This is a genomic window from Pseudomonas sp. XP2 (assembly GCF_053557975.1).
Genome location: NZ_JBNRIK010000007.1, coordinates 117,043 through 130,498 on the forward strand (window position 1 = coordinate 117,043; position 13,456 = coordinate 130,498).

Here is a 13,456-nt window from a genome sequence, read left to right on the forward strand (position 1 = left end):
AGTGCTGACAGCATCAAGCCCCCAGGGCCTGCAGCGGCAGCGGGTACACCTGGGCAAAGCTGACGTTGTCGGTCTGGTCCACCCGCTTCTTCAGCCGCTCGTTGAACGCTCGGCTCACCGCATATTGCCCGCCGGAAATGGTGCGGAACTGCGCCGTCAGCACAAACCCGTTCAGGTCCATGCGGTCCACCCCGAACACCTGCAGCGGCCCTTGCAGGTTGATGCGTAGCAGCGGGTCTTCGCTGATCGACTTGCCCACTTCATGGATAAGTGCCAGTGACGCATCCACATCACTGTCGTAGGTGAACTGCACCGAGAAAAACGCATAGGCGAACTGCCGCGACTGGTTGGTAACCGCCTTGATCTGACCGAACGGCACCGAGTGCACAAAGCCTTTGCCATCGCGCAGGCGCAACGTACGGATCGTCAGGCTCTCGACGGTACCGGCATGGCCGGAGTCAAGCACGACCCAATCGCCGATGGAAATGGTGTCCTCGATCAGAATGAACAACCCGGTAATCACATCCTGCACCAGTTGCTGCGAGCCGAAGCCGATGGCCAGGCCGATCACCCCCGCACCGGCGAGCAGAGGCGCGACGTTGATCCCCAGGTTGGCCATGGTGGTGATGGTGCAGATGACGATGAGGATGACCTTGATGGCGTTGCGCAGCATCGGCAGGATGGTCCGTACCCGGGTACTCGGCTGGCGCGATGCGCGCCGCCCCACCGCAGGCTTGAGCGCTTCCTGAATGGCAGTATCGAGCACCACCCACAGCAGCCAGGTGACCAGCAGGATCAGGCCGATACTCGACAGCGAATTGCTGATGGCCTGGCCGAGGCTGTTGCTTAGCGCAAAGCCGATCACCGAAACGCCCCAGATGCGCCCCAGCAGTTCGATGAAGGCCACTGCCATGGCGATGCGCAGCAGCGCGTGGGCCAGGCTGCGCAGCAGTTCCCTGTAGGGCCGTACCCGTTGCCCGGCATCTGCGTCGCGCGGTGCCAGCAGGTGTTGCAATAGTGTGCTGACAAACACCGTGGAGACCAGTAGCACTGTGGTCAGCAAGGCCTTCTGCAATGCTTTCTGGCTTTCTTCGCCGGCGCCGATCAGGTGAATGGCCGACACCAAGATCATCAGCAGGATCGGCAAATACCACAGCACCGAAAAGATCCGCAGGGTTTCCTGCACCGCGCGATGCTGCACGCGGTCCTTGAAGGCGCGGTTGCGGATCAGGTGCGCGACCGGGCGGCGCAGGCGGACCACCAGGCTGGCGAAGATGAAGGTGGCAATCAGGCCGGTGGCCACGGCGACGCTGGCGGTGATGTTGCCGCCAAGCTGGCGGGCAATCTGTGGGCTGGTCAGGGCATCGCTCCAGGCAGCGAGAAAGCCGATCATGAACAGCGGGCGGGGGGCCAGGCGTTTGATTACCGCCACAGCGGCGCGTTTGTGGCCGGCGTCGAACAGGGTCACTAGGCACAGGATGATCGAGGTCGAGAACAGGCCGCTGCTGGTGGCGTAGGCCAGGCTCAGGCCCAGTGCGCGCGCTACCGACGGGTCGAGAAAGCGGCTGGCGTACAGTGTCAGCGGTAAGCTGGCCAATGCCGGCAGGGTATAGGGCAGCAAGTAGCCGAGCAGGCTGCTGGCGCGCTTGCGTTCGCGTAGCCAGGGCTTGCCTGAAGCGCGGTTGGCGACCCACCGGCCGAGGCTGGTGAATGCGGCGAAGCTGGCGGCCCAAGTCAGGGTAAGCAGGATGAAGTTGCCGATCAGATGCAGCGAGTCGTCGGCCGAGTGCCGGTCAACCAGGCGCTCGACTTCCTTGGCGGCGCGGTCGGTGCGCAGGCGCCAGGCATCAACCAGATGGGCATCAAGGTCGAGTTCCTGTGCGGCGCTGTCCAGGCCGTCGGCCAGGGCGCCCAGCAGGCCGCCTTGCAAGACCGGTGCGGGTTCGGCGGGTTGTTCTTCGGTGGGGGCGGGGTCAGCGGCAAGCAGGTGGGCGCTCAGCAGGCAGCCGAGCAGCAGGGTTGAGAGAAAGCGCAGCACTGGAGTACTCCTTGGGCCGGGGTGAGCGGGGCAGGGTTACTCAAGGAACTGATTGTCGGTTGATGAAGAAAGTTCGAAGAAGTGTGTCAAAGCAACTGGCCCTATCGCCGGCAAGCCAGCTCCTACAGGTACTGCACACGCTGCGGGCATTGTGCAGTACCTGCCTGCATCAATTACTGGCCGGTATAGATCTGGTCGAACACGCCACCATCGTTGAAGTGGGTCTTCTGCACGGTGCGCCAGTCACCGAAGGTCTTCTCCACCGACAGGAATTCCACTTTGGGGAAGCGGTCGGTGTACTTGGCCAGTACCGTCGCATCACGCGGGCGCAGGTAGTTGGTGGCGGCGATCTCCTGGGCTGCTGGCGACCACAGGTACTTCAGGTATTCCTCGGCCACAGCCTGGGTACCTTTCTTCGCCACGACCTTGTCGACCACAGTGACAGGTGGCTCGGCTTCGGCCGACACGCTTGGGTAGACCACTTCGAACTGGTCGCGGCCAAACTCGCGGGCGATCATTTCGGCTTCGTTCTCGAAGGTGACCAGCACATCACCAATCTGGTTGGTCATGAAGGTGGTGGTGGCGGCACGGCCACCGGTGTCCAGCACTGGCGCTTGTTTGAACAACTTGCCAACGAAATCACGGGCTTTGGCCTCGTCGCCGCCTTGCTTGAGCACATAGCCCCAGGCCGACAAGTAGGTGTAGCGGCCGTTACCCGACGTTTTCGGGTTGGGCACGATCACCTGCACGCCGTCCTTGAGCAGGTCGGGCCAGTCTTTCAGGGCTTTTGGGTTGCCCTTGCGCACGATGAACACAGTGGCCGAGGTGAACGGCGCGCTGTTGTTCGGCAGGCGGGTGACCCAGTTATCCGGCACCAGCTTGCCATTGTCGACCAAGGCGTTGATATCGGTGGCCATGTTCATGGTGATGACATCGGCTGGCAGGCCATCGATTACCGCACGCGCCTGTTTGCTCGAGCCGCCGAAGGACATTTGCACGTTGACCTTCTCTTTGTGCTCGGCTTCCCAGTGCTTCTGGAAGGCCGGGTTGTAGTCCTTGTAGAAGTCGCGCATCACGTCGTAGGAAACGTTCAGCAGGGTGGGGGCGGCCTGGGCGAGGTTGCCCAGGGCCAGGCCTGCGGCGAGCAGCGAGGCGGTGAAGAGTTTTTTCACGTTGCTTCCTTGTTCTTGAAGGGTTTTGGGGCAGAGTGCCAGCGACTATAGCGGGTGGCTTGAAGCGGGATAAAGAACAAAAAACACTTTGGTTATGCCGTTGCCAGTCCCGGCCTCTTCGCGGGCTCGCCCGCTCCCACAGGACCACCACAAACCTGAAAATTGCATGGTATCTGTGGGAGCGGGCGTGCCCGCGAAAGGGCCAGTACAGGCAGCATCATTGTTTGGGAAACAGCCCATTCCCACACCGGGAACAGAACGCCGCCCCATGCTCATGCGTCTTCTTGTGACACGTCGGGCAATCATGCTGCAACTGCTCCCCGCGCATGGCATTGGCCAGTTCGGCGGTAAAGATGCCGGTCGGCACAGCAATGATCGAGTAACCGGTAATCATCACCAGCGACGACAGCACCTGCCCAAGCGGCGTCTTTGGCACGATATCGCCAAAGCCCACGGTGGTGAGGGTGACGATGGCCCAGTAGATGCCTTTGGGGATGCTGGTAAACCCATGTTCCGGGCCTTCGATCACATACATCAGCGTGCCGAACACCGTTACCAGGGTCGATACGCTGACCAGGAACACGATGATCTTCTGCTTGCTACCGCGCAGCGCCTCCATCAGGTAGTTGGCCTGCTTGAGGTACGGGCTGAGCTTGAGCACGCGGAAGATCCGCAGCATGCGGATGACCCGGATGATCAGCAGGTACTGGGCGTCGCTGTAGTACAGGGCGATGATCCCGGGGACGATCGCCAGCAGGTCGACCAGGCCATAAAAACTGAAGGCATAGCGCAAGGGCTTGGGCGAGCAGTACAGGCGGGTGATGTACTCGGCCAGGAAAACGGCAGTAAAGCCCCATTCGATGGCCGCCAGCACGCCGGAGTAGCCCTGGTGCACTTCGTCAATGCTGTCGAGGATGACAGTGACCAAGCTGGCCAGGATGATCAACAAGAGGATTTTGTCGAAGCGGCGACCGGCTACGGTGTCGGTCTGGAAGACCATGATGTAGAGGCGTTCGCGCAGGGATAGCGGAGGGGGCATGGGTTGTGTTCCGAAAACGAAGCAGCAAGCCTAGAGGGTCTTTGCCCAAGGCTGCAACGAATGAGCTGTTAAAATTGCTAGTTTTCCGGATCGGATTGGCTGGACCAGAATAGCTTAGGGTCAGGGGGCATGAGGCGAGTATGAAATGAACAATGGACAGTTACCCGAGCAAATCGCTGTCGAGGGTGGTCAGGCGAAGTGGATACGGTCATACACAGCTTATGGGTATTCACTGAATTGGCCGATTCCTTCAGTAGGTTTCAATGGCGAAAGGCACGATGGTACCTTGCAAGCCTATGCGCTGGGCAATGGCCACCGATTTTATAGCCCCATTTTTATGCGCTTTCACAGCCCGGATGGTTTAAGCCCTTTTGGGCAGGGTGGGCTGAATGCTTACTGTTATTGTGAGGGTGATCCGATAAACAGCTCTGACCCGTCAGGTCAGATGAAAAGTATGAAAACTGGGCTAACTGCTGAGTTTAAGCGCTTAGGCATACCGAGCACTTTCAAACCAGGAGTGAAGAAATATTTCGAGAACAGCTCTGAAGCTTACAGCTTGGGTATTGGTAATGCTGGATACGAGATTTCCAAAGGGAAGGATGGACGGTTTACGGTGGCGAAGGTTGCTGGTCTGGGCGCTACTCGGAAACAGTTGGAGCGATCTCAAGCGGACAATGCTCGCCTTCAAGAACAGAATCTAGCGCTGCAGAGGAAGATCGATGAGCAGCTAGCGCTACGCCGTCTTCCGAAGCCTCTTCATCCTCTACCTCCGCCCTCGCCACCGCCCCCACTTCCGCCCCGGGGCCTACCAAAGAGGATGTCCTCGGCACCCGATCCAGCCCCCATTAGGCAGCCGTCAGAGACGGAGTGGATATCTGCAGCCCCCAGTCAGTTCGGTAATTGATGTGAGCTGTCTTTCTGTGTCCTGTGACCTAGGTGACCCGCTACATGCATCAGCCAACAGGCGGCGACAAAGGGCGCGGTCAGGCCAGGAACCGGCAGCAGCTTGAATAGCGGTTGCAGCAGCAAGGCCAGGGCAATCGCCAGCAGCGTCACCCACGGCTTTTCACCTTGTCTGCTGAAGGCCAGTGCCGCCAAGGCTGCGTTGAAACCGTATAGCCCCAACCAGGCACCTTGCGCCTGATCGGCGAGCAGCGCCACACCGCCACCGATGGCCGAGCCGATCACAGCCCACATTGCCGCATAGGGGTTGGCAATGAACATGCCGACAATGATCAGCAAGCCGGCCCAGGGCTGGTCGAGCAGGAAGATCTGACCCACACCACGCGCCAGGGCCTGCAGCGGGTCGGCTTCGACGAAGCCGCTGGGGGCGGGGCTGGTGATCAGCAGGGTGGCCCAGCCCAGCAGCACAAACGGCGCGGTGTAGGCGATCAGCAGTTTGCCGCCGCGCTTGCGCCACTGGTGGGTAATGATGCTGGACAGCCCGCCGGCAGCGATGATCAGCGGCGGCAGCATGACCGACCAGGGCAACACGGCGCTGATCAGGATGCCGATCAGCACGCCGTTGTAGCAGTACAGCCCGGCCTGGCGGTCGGCGCGGTCGTAGCCGCGGGCCTGGGCGGTGAGCAGGCCGGCCAGGGCGCCGAGCAGGGCGCCGCCGACCAGGTCGGGCGCGGTCAGCAGGATGGCCAGCAGGCAGCACAGGCCGCACAGGGGGTTGCGCAGCAGCAGCACCTGGCTGAAGCCGTTGAGTAACGCCGTGGCCCAGTCAGGGCACGGGTTGACGAAATTTTTGGTGTACATGGGGCAGTCAGTGAGGTTGATGGGGGAGCGGTGGGCCTCTTTGGGCCTCGTTTTTCCGCAGGTTTGTTGTCGTGGTGCAAGGGGAGGGCTTTGCCCTCCATTCGCGGGGCAGGCCCGCTCCCACAGGTAAAGCGCTTTCCTTGGGACAGCGGCGTACTTGTGGGAGCGGGCTTGCCCCGCGAAAGGGCCTTTGGATCAGATCAAAGTCTCGATCCGCAGCGTGTTAGTCGAGCCTGGCTTGCCGAAAGGCACACCGGCAGTGATCAGCAGCGTGTCGCCACGGCTGGCCATGCCTTGCGCCTGGGCAATCTCCAGGGCGGTGGAAACCACTTCGTCCACCTGACGCAGGCGGTCGTTGACCACCGAATGCACGCCCCAGGCCACGCTGAGGCGGCGCGCGGTGTTCAGGTTCGGTGTCAGGTTGAGGATCGGTGCCCGTGGCCGCTCGCGTGCAGCGCGCAGGGTCGAGGCGCCTGACTCGCTGTAGTTGACCAGCACCGCCACCGGCAGGATGCCGCTGATGCGGCGGATGGCGCAGCTGATGGCGTCCGACACGGTGGCCTCGGCTTTTGGCCGGCCAACGTCGAGCTGGGCCTGGTAGTCCGGGCCGTTTTCCACCTGGCGTATGATCTTGCTCATCATCTGCACGGCCTCCAACGGGTAGTCACCCGAGGCAGTCTCAGCCGACAACATGACCGCATCGGCACCTTCGGCCACGGCGTTGGCCACGTCGGTGACTTCGGCCCGGGTCGGCGCTGGGGAGAAACGCATGGACTCGAGCATCTGCGTGGCCACCACCACCGGTTTGCCCAGCTGGCGGCAGGTGCTGATGATGCGCTTCTGGATTTGCGGCACGCTTTCGGCCGGCACTTCCACGCCAAGGTCACCGCGGGCCACCATGATTGCGTCTGACAGTTCGGCGATGGCTTGCAGTTGTTCGACTGCCGACGGCTTCTCGATCTTGGCCATCAGGTAGGCACGGTCGCCAATCAGCTGGCGGGCTTCAACGATGTCCTCAGGGCGCTGTACAAACGACAGGGCCACCCAGTCCACGCCCAGTTCCAGGCCAAAGGCCAGGTCGCGGCGGTCCTTTTCGGTGAGCGGGGACAGGTCGAGTACTGCTTGCGGTACGTTGACGCCCTTGCGGTCGGACAACTCGCCACCGTTCAGCACTTCAGTGTCGATGGCGTCGTTGTGCTTGGCGGTGACGCGCAGGCGCAGCTTGCCGTCGTCCAGCAAAAGGTCCATGCCGGGCTCAAGGGCTGCGATGATTTCAGGGTGTGGCAGGTTGACCCGACGGCTGTCGCCCGGGGTCTTGTCCAGGTCCAGGCGCAGGGCCTGGCCGCGTTGCAGCTGCACCTTGCCTTCAGCGAAGCGGCCCACGCGCAGCTTCGGCCCCTGCAGGTCCATGAGGATACCCAGCGGGTAGTTCAGTTGCTGCTCCACTTCGCGGATCCACTGGTAACGCAGGGCGTGGTCAGCGTGTTCGCCGTGGCTGAAGTTGAGGCGGAAGATGTTCACCCCGGCTTCGACCAGTTGGCGGATGTCGTCGATGCCGTTGATCGCAGGGCCGAGGGTGGCGAGGATCTTTACTTTTTTATCAGGCGTCATGATTGGGCAGTCTCGAGGATCAGGATGGCGCGGAAGTCGTTGACGTTGGTGCGGGTCGGTTCGGTGACGATCAGCGCATCCAGCGCGGCGAAATAGCCATAGCCGTTGTTGTTGTCCAGCTCGTCGCTGGCCGACAGGCCCAGGGCCTCGGCGCGGGCGTAGCTGCCTGGGGTCATGAAGGCACCGGCGTTTTCTTCCGAGCCATCGATGCCGTCGGTGTCGCCGGCCAAGGCGTATACGCCCGCGAGGCCTTTCAGGCTTTCAGTGAGGCTGAGCAGGAACTCGGCGTTGCGCCCGCCACGGCCATTGCCGCGTACGGTCACAGTGGTTTCGCCGCCTGACAGGATCACGCAGGGTGCCTTCAGTGGCTGGCCATGCTGGACGATCTGCCGGGCGATACCGGCGTGCACCTTGGCCACCTCGCGTGATTCGCCTTCCAGGTCGCCGAGGATCAGCGGGCTGAAACCTGCCTGTCGGGCTTTTACCGCAGCGGCTTCGAGCGATTGCTGGGGTTTGGCAATCAGCTGGAAGTGGCTGCGAGCCAGGGCCGGGTCATCGGCCTTGACGGTTTCCGAAGCCGGGTTGTTCAGCCAGTCGATGACTGCTTTGGGCGCTTCGATGTTGTAGCGTTTCAAAATAGCCAGGGCGTCAGCCGACGTGCTCGGGTCGGCCACGGTGGGGCCAGAGGCGATCACGGTGGCAAGGTCGCCCGGTACATCGGAAATGGCATAGGTGTAGACCGTGGCCGGCCAGCAGGCCTTGGCCAGGCGGCCGCCCTTGATCGCCGAGAGGTGCTTGCGCACGCAGTTCATCTCGCCGATGGTGGCGCCGGATTTGAGCAGTGCCTTGTTGATCTGTTGCTTGTCGGCCAGGGTAAGGCCCTCGGCCGGCAGTGCCAGCAGGGCGGAACCACCGCCAGACAGCAGGAAGATGACGCGGTCGTCTTCATTGAGGTTGCTGACCAGCTCCAGCACGCGCTTGGCTACCGCCAGGCCGGCGGCGTCGGGGACCGGGTGGGCGGCTTCGACCACCTCGATCTTCTGGCAGTTGGCGCCGTGGCCGTAACGGGTCACGACCAGGCCGGAAACTTCGCCCTGCCAGCTTTTCTCGACCACTTCGGCCATGGCGGCTGCGGCCTTGCCGGCGCCGATGACGATGACCCGGCCGCTACGGTCGGCGGGCAGGTAGGGTTCGAGGACTTGGCGGGGGTGGGCGGCAGCGATGGCTGTGTCGAACAGCTCGCGGAGAATTTTTTGCGGATCGACCGACATGGCAGGCTCCCAGTTATTGTTGTTCTGCAAAACCAAAAACGCCCCTGGAACTGCCTCCGTGCAGGCCGAACCAGGGGCGGGTGTTGCTCGGTGCTCCCGCTGAACCTGTGGTCGCAGGTTCAGCGGTGTTGGCTTCTTCGCGCCGAACCGCCGCGAAGAGGCCGGTACGGTCTACAACTTACTTGTCGCCGCGGATCGAGAAGTTGGCCATGTGCTCCAGGCCTTTGATCAGCGCCGAGTGGTCCCAGTTACCGCCACCCAGGGCCTGGCAGGTGTTGAACACTTGCTGGGCATTGGAGGTGTTGGGCAGGTTGATGCCCAGTTCCTTGGCGCCTTGCAGGGCAAGGTTCAGGTCTTTCTGGTGCAGGTTGATGCGGAAGCCTGGGTCGAAGGTGCCTTTGATCATGCGCTCTGCGTGCACTTCGAGGATTTTCGACGAAGCAAAGCCGCCCATCAGTGCTTCACGCACCTTGGCCGGGTCGGCGCCGTTCTTGGCGGCAAACAGCAGGGCTTCGGCCACGGCCTGGATGTTCAGGGCAACGATGATCTGGTTGGCAACCTTGGCGGTCTGGCCGTCACCGTTACCACCCACGCGGGTGATGTTCTTGCCCATGGCTTCGAACAGCGGCAGGGTGCGCTCGAAGGCTTTCGGGCAGCCACCGACCATGATGCTCAGGGTCGCGGCCTTGGCGCCGACTTCACCACCGGACACCGGGGCGTCCAGGTAGGCTGCGCCGGTTGCCTTGATTTTTTCGGCGAACGCTTTGGTGGCGGTAGGCGAGATCGAGCTCATGTCGATCACGACCTTGTTCGGGCCCACGCCTTCGGCAACGCCGTTTTCACCGAACAGTACGGCTTCCACCTGCGGGGTGTCCGGCACCATGACGATGATGAATTCGGCTTCCTGGGCAACTTCTTTCGGGTTGGCCAGGGCCACTGCACCGGCGGCGATCAGGTCGGCTGGCGCGGCGTCGTGGTGGGTGGAAACGAACAGGCTGTGACCTGCTTTTTGCAGGTTTTGGGCCATGGGCTTGCCCATGATGCCGGTGCCGATGAAACCGATTTTAGCCATGATAATGTGCCTCTTATATTTGTTGATACCTGACTGCGGGGCTGCCACAAAACCCTGTGGGAGCGGGCTTGCCCCACGAATGTGATCGGTCAGGCAATGGAGGTGTCTTTGCGGGCGCTTTCGCGGGACAAGCCCGCTCCCACATGGGTTTTCAGCCAGCCCAGGCCCGCTTCGGTGGTGGTCTTGGGCTTGTACTCCGCGCCCACCCAGCCCTGGTAGCCAATGCGGTCCAGGTGCTCGAACAAGAAGCGGTAGTTGATTTCGCCAGTACCAGGCTCGTGACGGCCCGGGTTGTCGGCCAGCTGAATGTGGTTGATCAGCTGCAGGTTGGTTTCCATGGTGCGAGCCAGGTCACCTTCCATGATCTGCATGTGGTAGATGTCGTACTGCAGGAACAGGTTGTCACTGCCCACTTCAGCCTGGATTTCCAGCGCCTGCTGGGTGGTGTTCAGGTAGAAGCCCGGGATGTCGCGGGTGTTGATCATTTCCATGACCAGACGAATACCGGCAGCCTTGAGCTTGTCGGCGGCGTAGCGCAGGTTCTCCACGAAGGTCTTGCGCACGGTGGCGCAGTCCGGGCCTTGTGGGCGAATGCCGGCCAGGGCGTTGACCTGGGTATTGCCCAGCACCTTGGCGTACTCGATGGCCTTGTCGACACCGGCACGGAACTCTTCGATGCGGTCGGGGTGGCAGGTGATACCGCGCTCACCCTTGGCCCAGTCGCCAGCAGGCAGGTTGAACAGCACCTGGGTCAGGCCGTTGGCTTCTAGCTGCTGCTTGATGTCGGCAGCGCTGAAGTCATACGGGAACAGGTATTCGACGCCGCTGAAACCAGCATCGGCGGCAGCCTTGAAGCGGGCCAGGAAGTCCTGTTCGGTGAACAGCATGGACAGGTTGGCAGCGAAGCGAGGCATGAGTTGTCTCCTTGCGTTGAAGGCCCCCAGGGCGTGCCTGGGGGCGTCAGGCGATCAGTCCAGCATCGAGATGGCGGTTGGCGCGTCGTTGCCGACCAGCGCCAGGTCTTCGAACTCGTTGACCGCGTTGATCTCGGTGCCCATGGAAATGTTGGTCACGCGCTCGAGGATCACTTCGACCACGACCGGCACGCGGAACTCTTCGGCCATCTTCTGTGCCTTGAGCAGGGCAGGGGCGATCTCAGCCGGCTCGAATACGCGAATGGCCTTGCAGCCCAGGCCTTCGACCACTGCAACGTGGTCGACACCGTAGGTGGCGGCGTCGGTCGAGTTGATGTTCTCGAACGCCAGTTGTACACAGTAATCCATGTCGAAGCCACGCTGCGCCTGACGGATCAGACCCAGGTAGGCGTTGTTTACCAGTACGTGGACGTACGGCAGGTTGAACTGCGCGCCAACTGCCAGTTCTTCGATCATGAACTGGAAGTCGTAGTCACCCGACAGCGCGACCACCTTGCGTTTCGGGTCTGCTTTTACTACACCCAGTGCGGCAGGAATGGTCCAGCCCAGCGGGCCGGCCTGGCCGCAGTTGATCCAGTGGCGTGGCTTGTAAACGTGCAGGAACTGCGCGCCGGCAATCTGCGACAGGCCGATGGTGCTGACGTAGGTGGTGTCCTTGCCGAATACCTGGTTCATCTCTTCGTACACGCGCTGCGGCTTGACCGGCACGTTGTCGAAGTGGGTCTTGCGTTGCAGGCTGGCTTTGCGCTGCTGGCAGTCTTCCAGCCAGGCAGCACGGTCTTTCAGTTTGCCAGCGGCTTTCCACTCGCGGGCCACTTCCAGGAACACGTCCAGGGCCTTGCCGGCGTCGGACACGATACCCAGGTCCGGGGTGAATACGCGGCCGATCTGGGTCGGTTCGATGTCGACGTGCACGAACTTGCGGCCTTCGGTGTAGACATCGACGGAGCCGGTGTGGCGGTTGGCCCAGCGGTTACCGATACCGAACACCAGGTCGGATTTGAGCAGGGTGGCGTTGCCGTAGCGGTGCGAAGTTTGCAGCCCGACCATGCCGACCATTTGTGCGTGGTCGTCCGGGATGGTGCCCCAGCCCATCAGGGTCGGGATTACCGGTACGCCGGTCAGTTCGGCGAACTCGACCAGCTTGTCGCTGGCATCGGCGTTGATGATGCCGCCACCGGCTACCAGCAGCGGACGCTCGGCGTCGTTGAGCAGGGCCAGGGCTTTTTCAGCCTGTACGCGAGTGGCGGACGGCTTGTTGACGGCCAGCGGCTCGTAGGCGTCGATGTCGAATTCGATTTCGGCCATCTGCACGTCGAACGGCAGGTCGATCAGTACCGGGCCTGGGCGGCCGGTGCGCATTTCATAGAAGGCCTTCTGGAAGGCGTAAGGCACCTGGCCTGGCTCCAGAACGGTGGTTGCCCACTTGGTCACCGGCTTGACGATGCTGGTGATGTCGACGGCCTGGAAGTCTTCTTTGTGCAGGCGTGCACGCGGGGCCTGGCCGGTGATGCAGAGGATCGGGATGGAGTCGGCCGAGGCGCTGTACAGGCCGGTGACCATGTCGGTGCCGGCTGGCCCGGAAGTGCCGATGCACACGCCGATGTTGCCCGGGTTGGCACGGGTGTAGCCCTCGGCCATGTGCGAGGCACCTTCGACGTGGCGAGCGAGGACGTGATCGATGCCACCGACTTTCTTCAGGGCCGAGTACAACGGGTTGATGGCAGCCCCTGGGATGCCGAACGCGGTATCTACACCTTCACGGCGCATGACCAGAACGGCTGCATCGATTGCTCTCATTTTGCTCATGGGTTGTGCCTCATCGATTTTGTAATTGTATACAACTTGCTTTGCGATAGAGTGTATTCACGGCTGGCGGCTCAGGTCAATGGGTTTTCATCGGGTGGGCCAGGATTCGTCAGAGCGGCCGTGAAAACGGCTATTTGCGCCATCGCATACGATCGTTTCAAAATATTGTATACAAAAATGCCTTTCGTTGTGTTCTATTTGCCCTATCGGTTTTCAACTGCCCTCAGGGCTTCTCACAACAAGAAGAGGACCTTTCCATGAACGTCTTGAACCTGAAAGTCGCTGTCAGCCTGGTGAACGCCGCACTGGCGGCGGGCCGCAAGATCAATGCCGCGCCACTGACCGTGGCGGTGCTGGATGCCGGCGGGCACCTGCTGGCGCTTCAGCGTGAGGACGGCGCCAGCCTGATCCGGCCTGAGGTGGCCACTGGCAAAGCCTGGGGGGCGATTGCCCTGGGCAAGGGATCGCGCTTGCTGGCGCTGGATGCGCAGCAACGGCCGGCGTTTTTTGCCGCATTGAACGGGATGGGCGAGCGGCCGGTGGTGCCGGCGCCGGGGGGCGTGCTGATCCGTGATCAGGACGGCAAGGTGCTGGGTGCGGTAGGGATCAGCGGCGATACGTCGGATATCGACGAGCAGTGTGCAATCAGTGCAATCGAGGAGGTGGGTATGAAGGCGGATGCGGGTGTAGCAGCCTAAATCGCTGTGGCCTGATCTGGCCACAGCGCCGGGGAGCCCCCACCCCC

At 61.9% G+C, this 13,456-nt stretch carries 11 protein-coding genes; 2 read left to right on the forward strand and 9 right to left on the reverse strand.

Going from position 1 to position 13,456, the window contains the following annotated elements; all coding sequences use genetic code 11:
* Positions 1-13 precede the first annotated feature (13 nt).
* The 3 genes from ACK1VC_RS10635 to ACK1VC_RS10645 form a co-directional block, all read right to left on the reverse strand.
* The gene (locus ACK1VC_RS10635) at positions 14-2,038 is read right to left on the reverse strand and encodes a mechanosensitive ion channel family protein (RefSeq protein WP_191086840.1); all 2,025 of its coding nucleotides are present in this window, start codon (positions 2,036-2,038) and stop codon (positions 14-16) included.
* Positions 2,039-2,211: 173 nt separating this feature from the next.
* Positions 2,212-3,210: a sulfate ABC transporter substrate-binding protein gene (locus ACK1VC_RS10640; protein WP_016488380.1), complete on the reverse strand. Its 999-nt coding sequence runs from the start codon at positions 3,208-3,210 to the stop codon at positions 2,212-2,214.
* Between the two features lie 217 nt (positions 3,211-3,427).
* On the reverse strand, positions 3,428-4,249 hold the full coding sequence (locus ACK1VC_RS10645; RefSeq protein WP_095116905.1) for an ion transporter: 822 nt from the start codon (positions 4,247-4,249) through the stop codon (positions 3,428-3,430).
* 145 nt (positions 4,250-4,394) lie between these two features.
* Between ACK1VC_RS10645 and ACK1VC_RS10650 the strand changes: the two genes are divergently transcribed.
* Positions 4,395-5,153, forward strand: a complete 759-nt coding sequence (locus tag ACK1VC_RS10650; RefSeq protein WP_095116907.1) for an RHS repeat-associated core domain-containing protein — start codon at positions 4,395-4,397, stop codon at positions 5,151-5,153.
* Here the strand turns inward: ACK1VC_RS10650 and ACK1VC_RS10655 are convergent.
* The 6 genes from ACK1VC_RS10655 to gcl all read right to left on the reverse strand — a co-directional run bounded on the left by ACK1VC_RS10655 (position 5,138) and on the right by gcl (position 12,711).
* Complete coding sequence (locus tag ACK1VC_RS10655; protein WP_016488378.1) at positions 5,138-6,013, reverse strand: urea transporter; 876 nt, start codon at positions 6,011-6,013, stop codon at positions 5,138-5,140. The genes ACK1VC_RS10650 and ACK1VC_RS10655 overlap by 16 nt on opposite strands.
* Positions 6,014-6,208: 195 nt before the next feature.
* Positions 6,209-7,624: a pyruvate kinase gene (gene pyk, locus ACK1VC_RS10660; protein WP_060519360.1), complete on the reverse strand. Its 1,416-nt coding sequence runs from the start codon at positions 7,622-7,624 to the stop codon at positions 6,209-6,211.
* The gene (locus ACK1VC_RS10665) at positions 7,621-8,895 is read right to left on the reverse strand and encodes a glycerate kinase type-2 family protein (RefSeq protein WP_024717675.1); all 1,275 of its coding nucleotides are present in this window, start codon (positions 8,893-8,895) and stop codon (positions 7,621-7,623) included. The genes pyk and ACK1VC_RS10665 overlap by 4 nt, the downstream gene beginning before the upstream one ends.
* Before the next feature lie 178 nt (positions 8,896-9,073).
* The gene (locus ACK1VC_RS10670) at positions 9,074-9,967 is read right to left on the reverse strand and encodes a 2-hydroxy-3-oxopropionate reductase (RefSeq protein ID WP_016488375.1); all 894 of its coding nucleotides are present in this window, start codon (positions 9,965-9,967) and stop codon (positions 9,074-9,076) included.
* Between the two features lie 89 nt (positions 9,968-10,056).
* Positions 10,057-10,881, reverse strand: coding sequence for a hydroxypyruvate isomerase (gene hyi, locus ACK1VC_RS10675; RefSeq protein WP_016488374.1), 825 nt, complete (start codon positions 10,879-10,881; stop codon positions 10,057-10,059).
* A gap of 54 nt (positions 10,882-10,935) precedes the next feature.
* Positions 10,936-12,711 carry a glyoxylate carboligase gene (gcl, locus tag ACK1VC_RS10680; RefSeq protein WP_016488373.1) on the reverse strand — a complete coding sequence of 592 codons (1,776 nt, stop codon included), beginning with the start codon at positions 12,709-12,711 and terminating at the stop codon, positions 10,936-10,938.
* Between the two features lie 257 nt (positions 12,712-12,968).
* Here gcl and ACK1VC_RS10685 point away from each other — a divergent pair, with 257 nt between their 5' ends.
* Positions 12,969-13,409, forward strand: coding sequence for a GlcG/HbpS family heme-binding protein (locus tag ACK1VC_RS10685; protein ID WP_016488372.1), 441 nt, complete (start codon positions 12,969-12,971; stop codon positions 13,407-13,409).
* The last annotated feature ends 47 nt before the right edge of the window (positions 13,410-13,456 follow it).

Excerpts from the sequence above, each read along its gene's own strand:
- hyi (WP_016488374.1), bottom strand. The coding sequence starts at position 10,881 with ATGCCTCGCTTCGCTGCCAACCTGTCCATGCTGTTCACCGAACAGGAC.
- gcl (WP_016488373.1), bottom strand. The coding sequence starts at position 12,711 with ATGAGCAAAATGAGAGCAATCGATGCAGCCGTTCTGGTCATGCGCCGT.
- ACK1VC_RS10655 (WP_016488378.1), bottom strand. The coding sequence starts at position 6,013 with ATGTACACCAAAAATTTCGTCAACCCGTGCCCTGACTGGGCCACGGCG.
- ACK1VC_RS10670 (WP_016488375.1), bottom strand. The coding sequence starts at position 9,967 with ATGGCTAAAATCGGTTTCATCGGCACCGGCATCATGGGCAAGCCCATG.
- ACK1VC_RS10685 (WP_016488372.1), top strand. The coding sequence starts at position 12,969 with ATGAACGTCTTGAACCTGAAAGTCGCTGTCAGCCTGGTGAACGCCGCA.
- ACK1VC_RS10665 (WP_024717675.1), bottom strand. The coding sequence starts at position 8,895 with ATGTCGGTCGATCCGCAAAAAATTCTCCGCGAGCTGTTCGACACAGCC.
- pyk (WP_060519360.1), bottom strand. The coding sequence starts at position 7,624 with ATGACGCCTGATAAAAAAGTAAAGATCCTCGCCACCCTCGGCCCTGCG.
- ACK1VC_RS10650 (WP_095116907.1), top strand. The coding sequence starts at position 4,395 with ATGAACAATGGACAGTTACCCGAGCAAATCGCTGTCGAGGGTGGTCAG.
- ACK1VC_RS10645 (WP_095116905.1), bottom strand. The coding sequence starts at position 4,249 with ATGCCCCCTCCGCTATCCCTGCGCGAACGCCTCTACATCATGGTCTTC.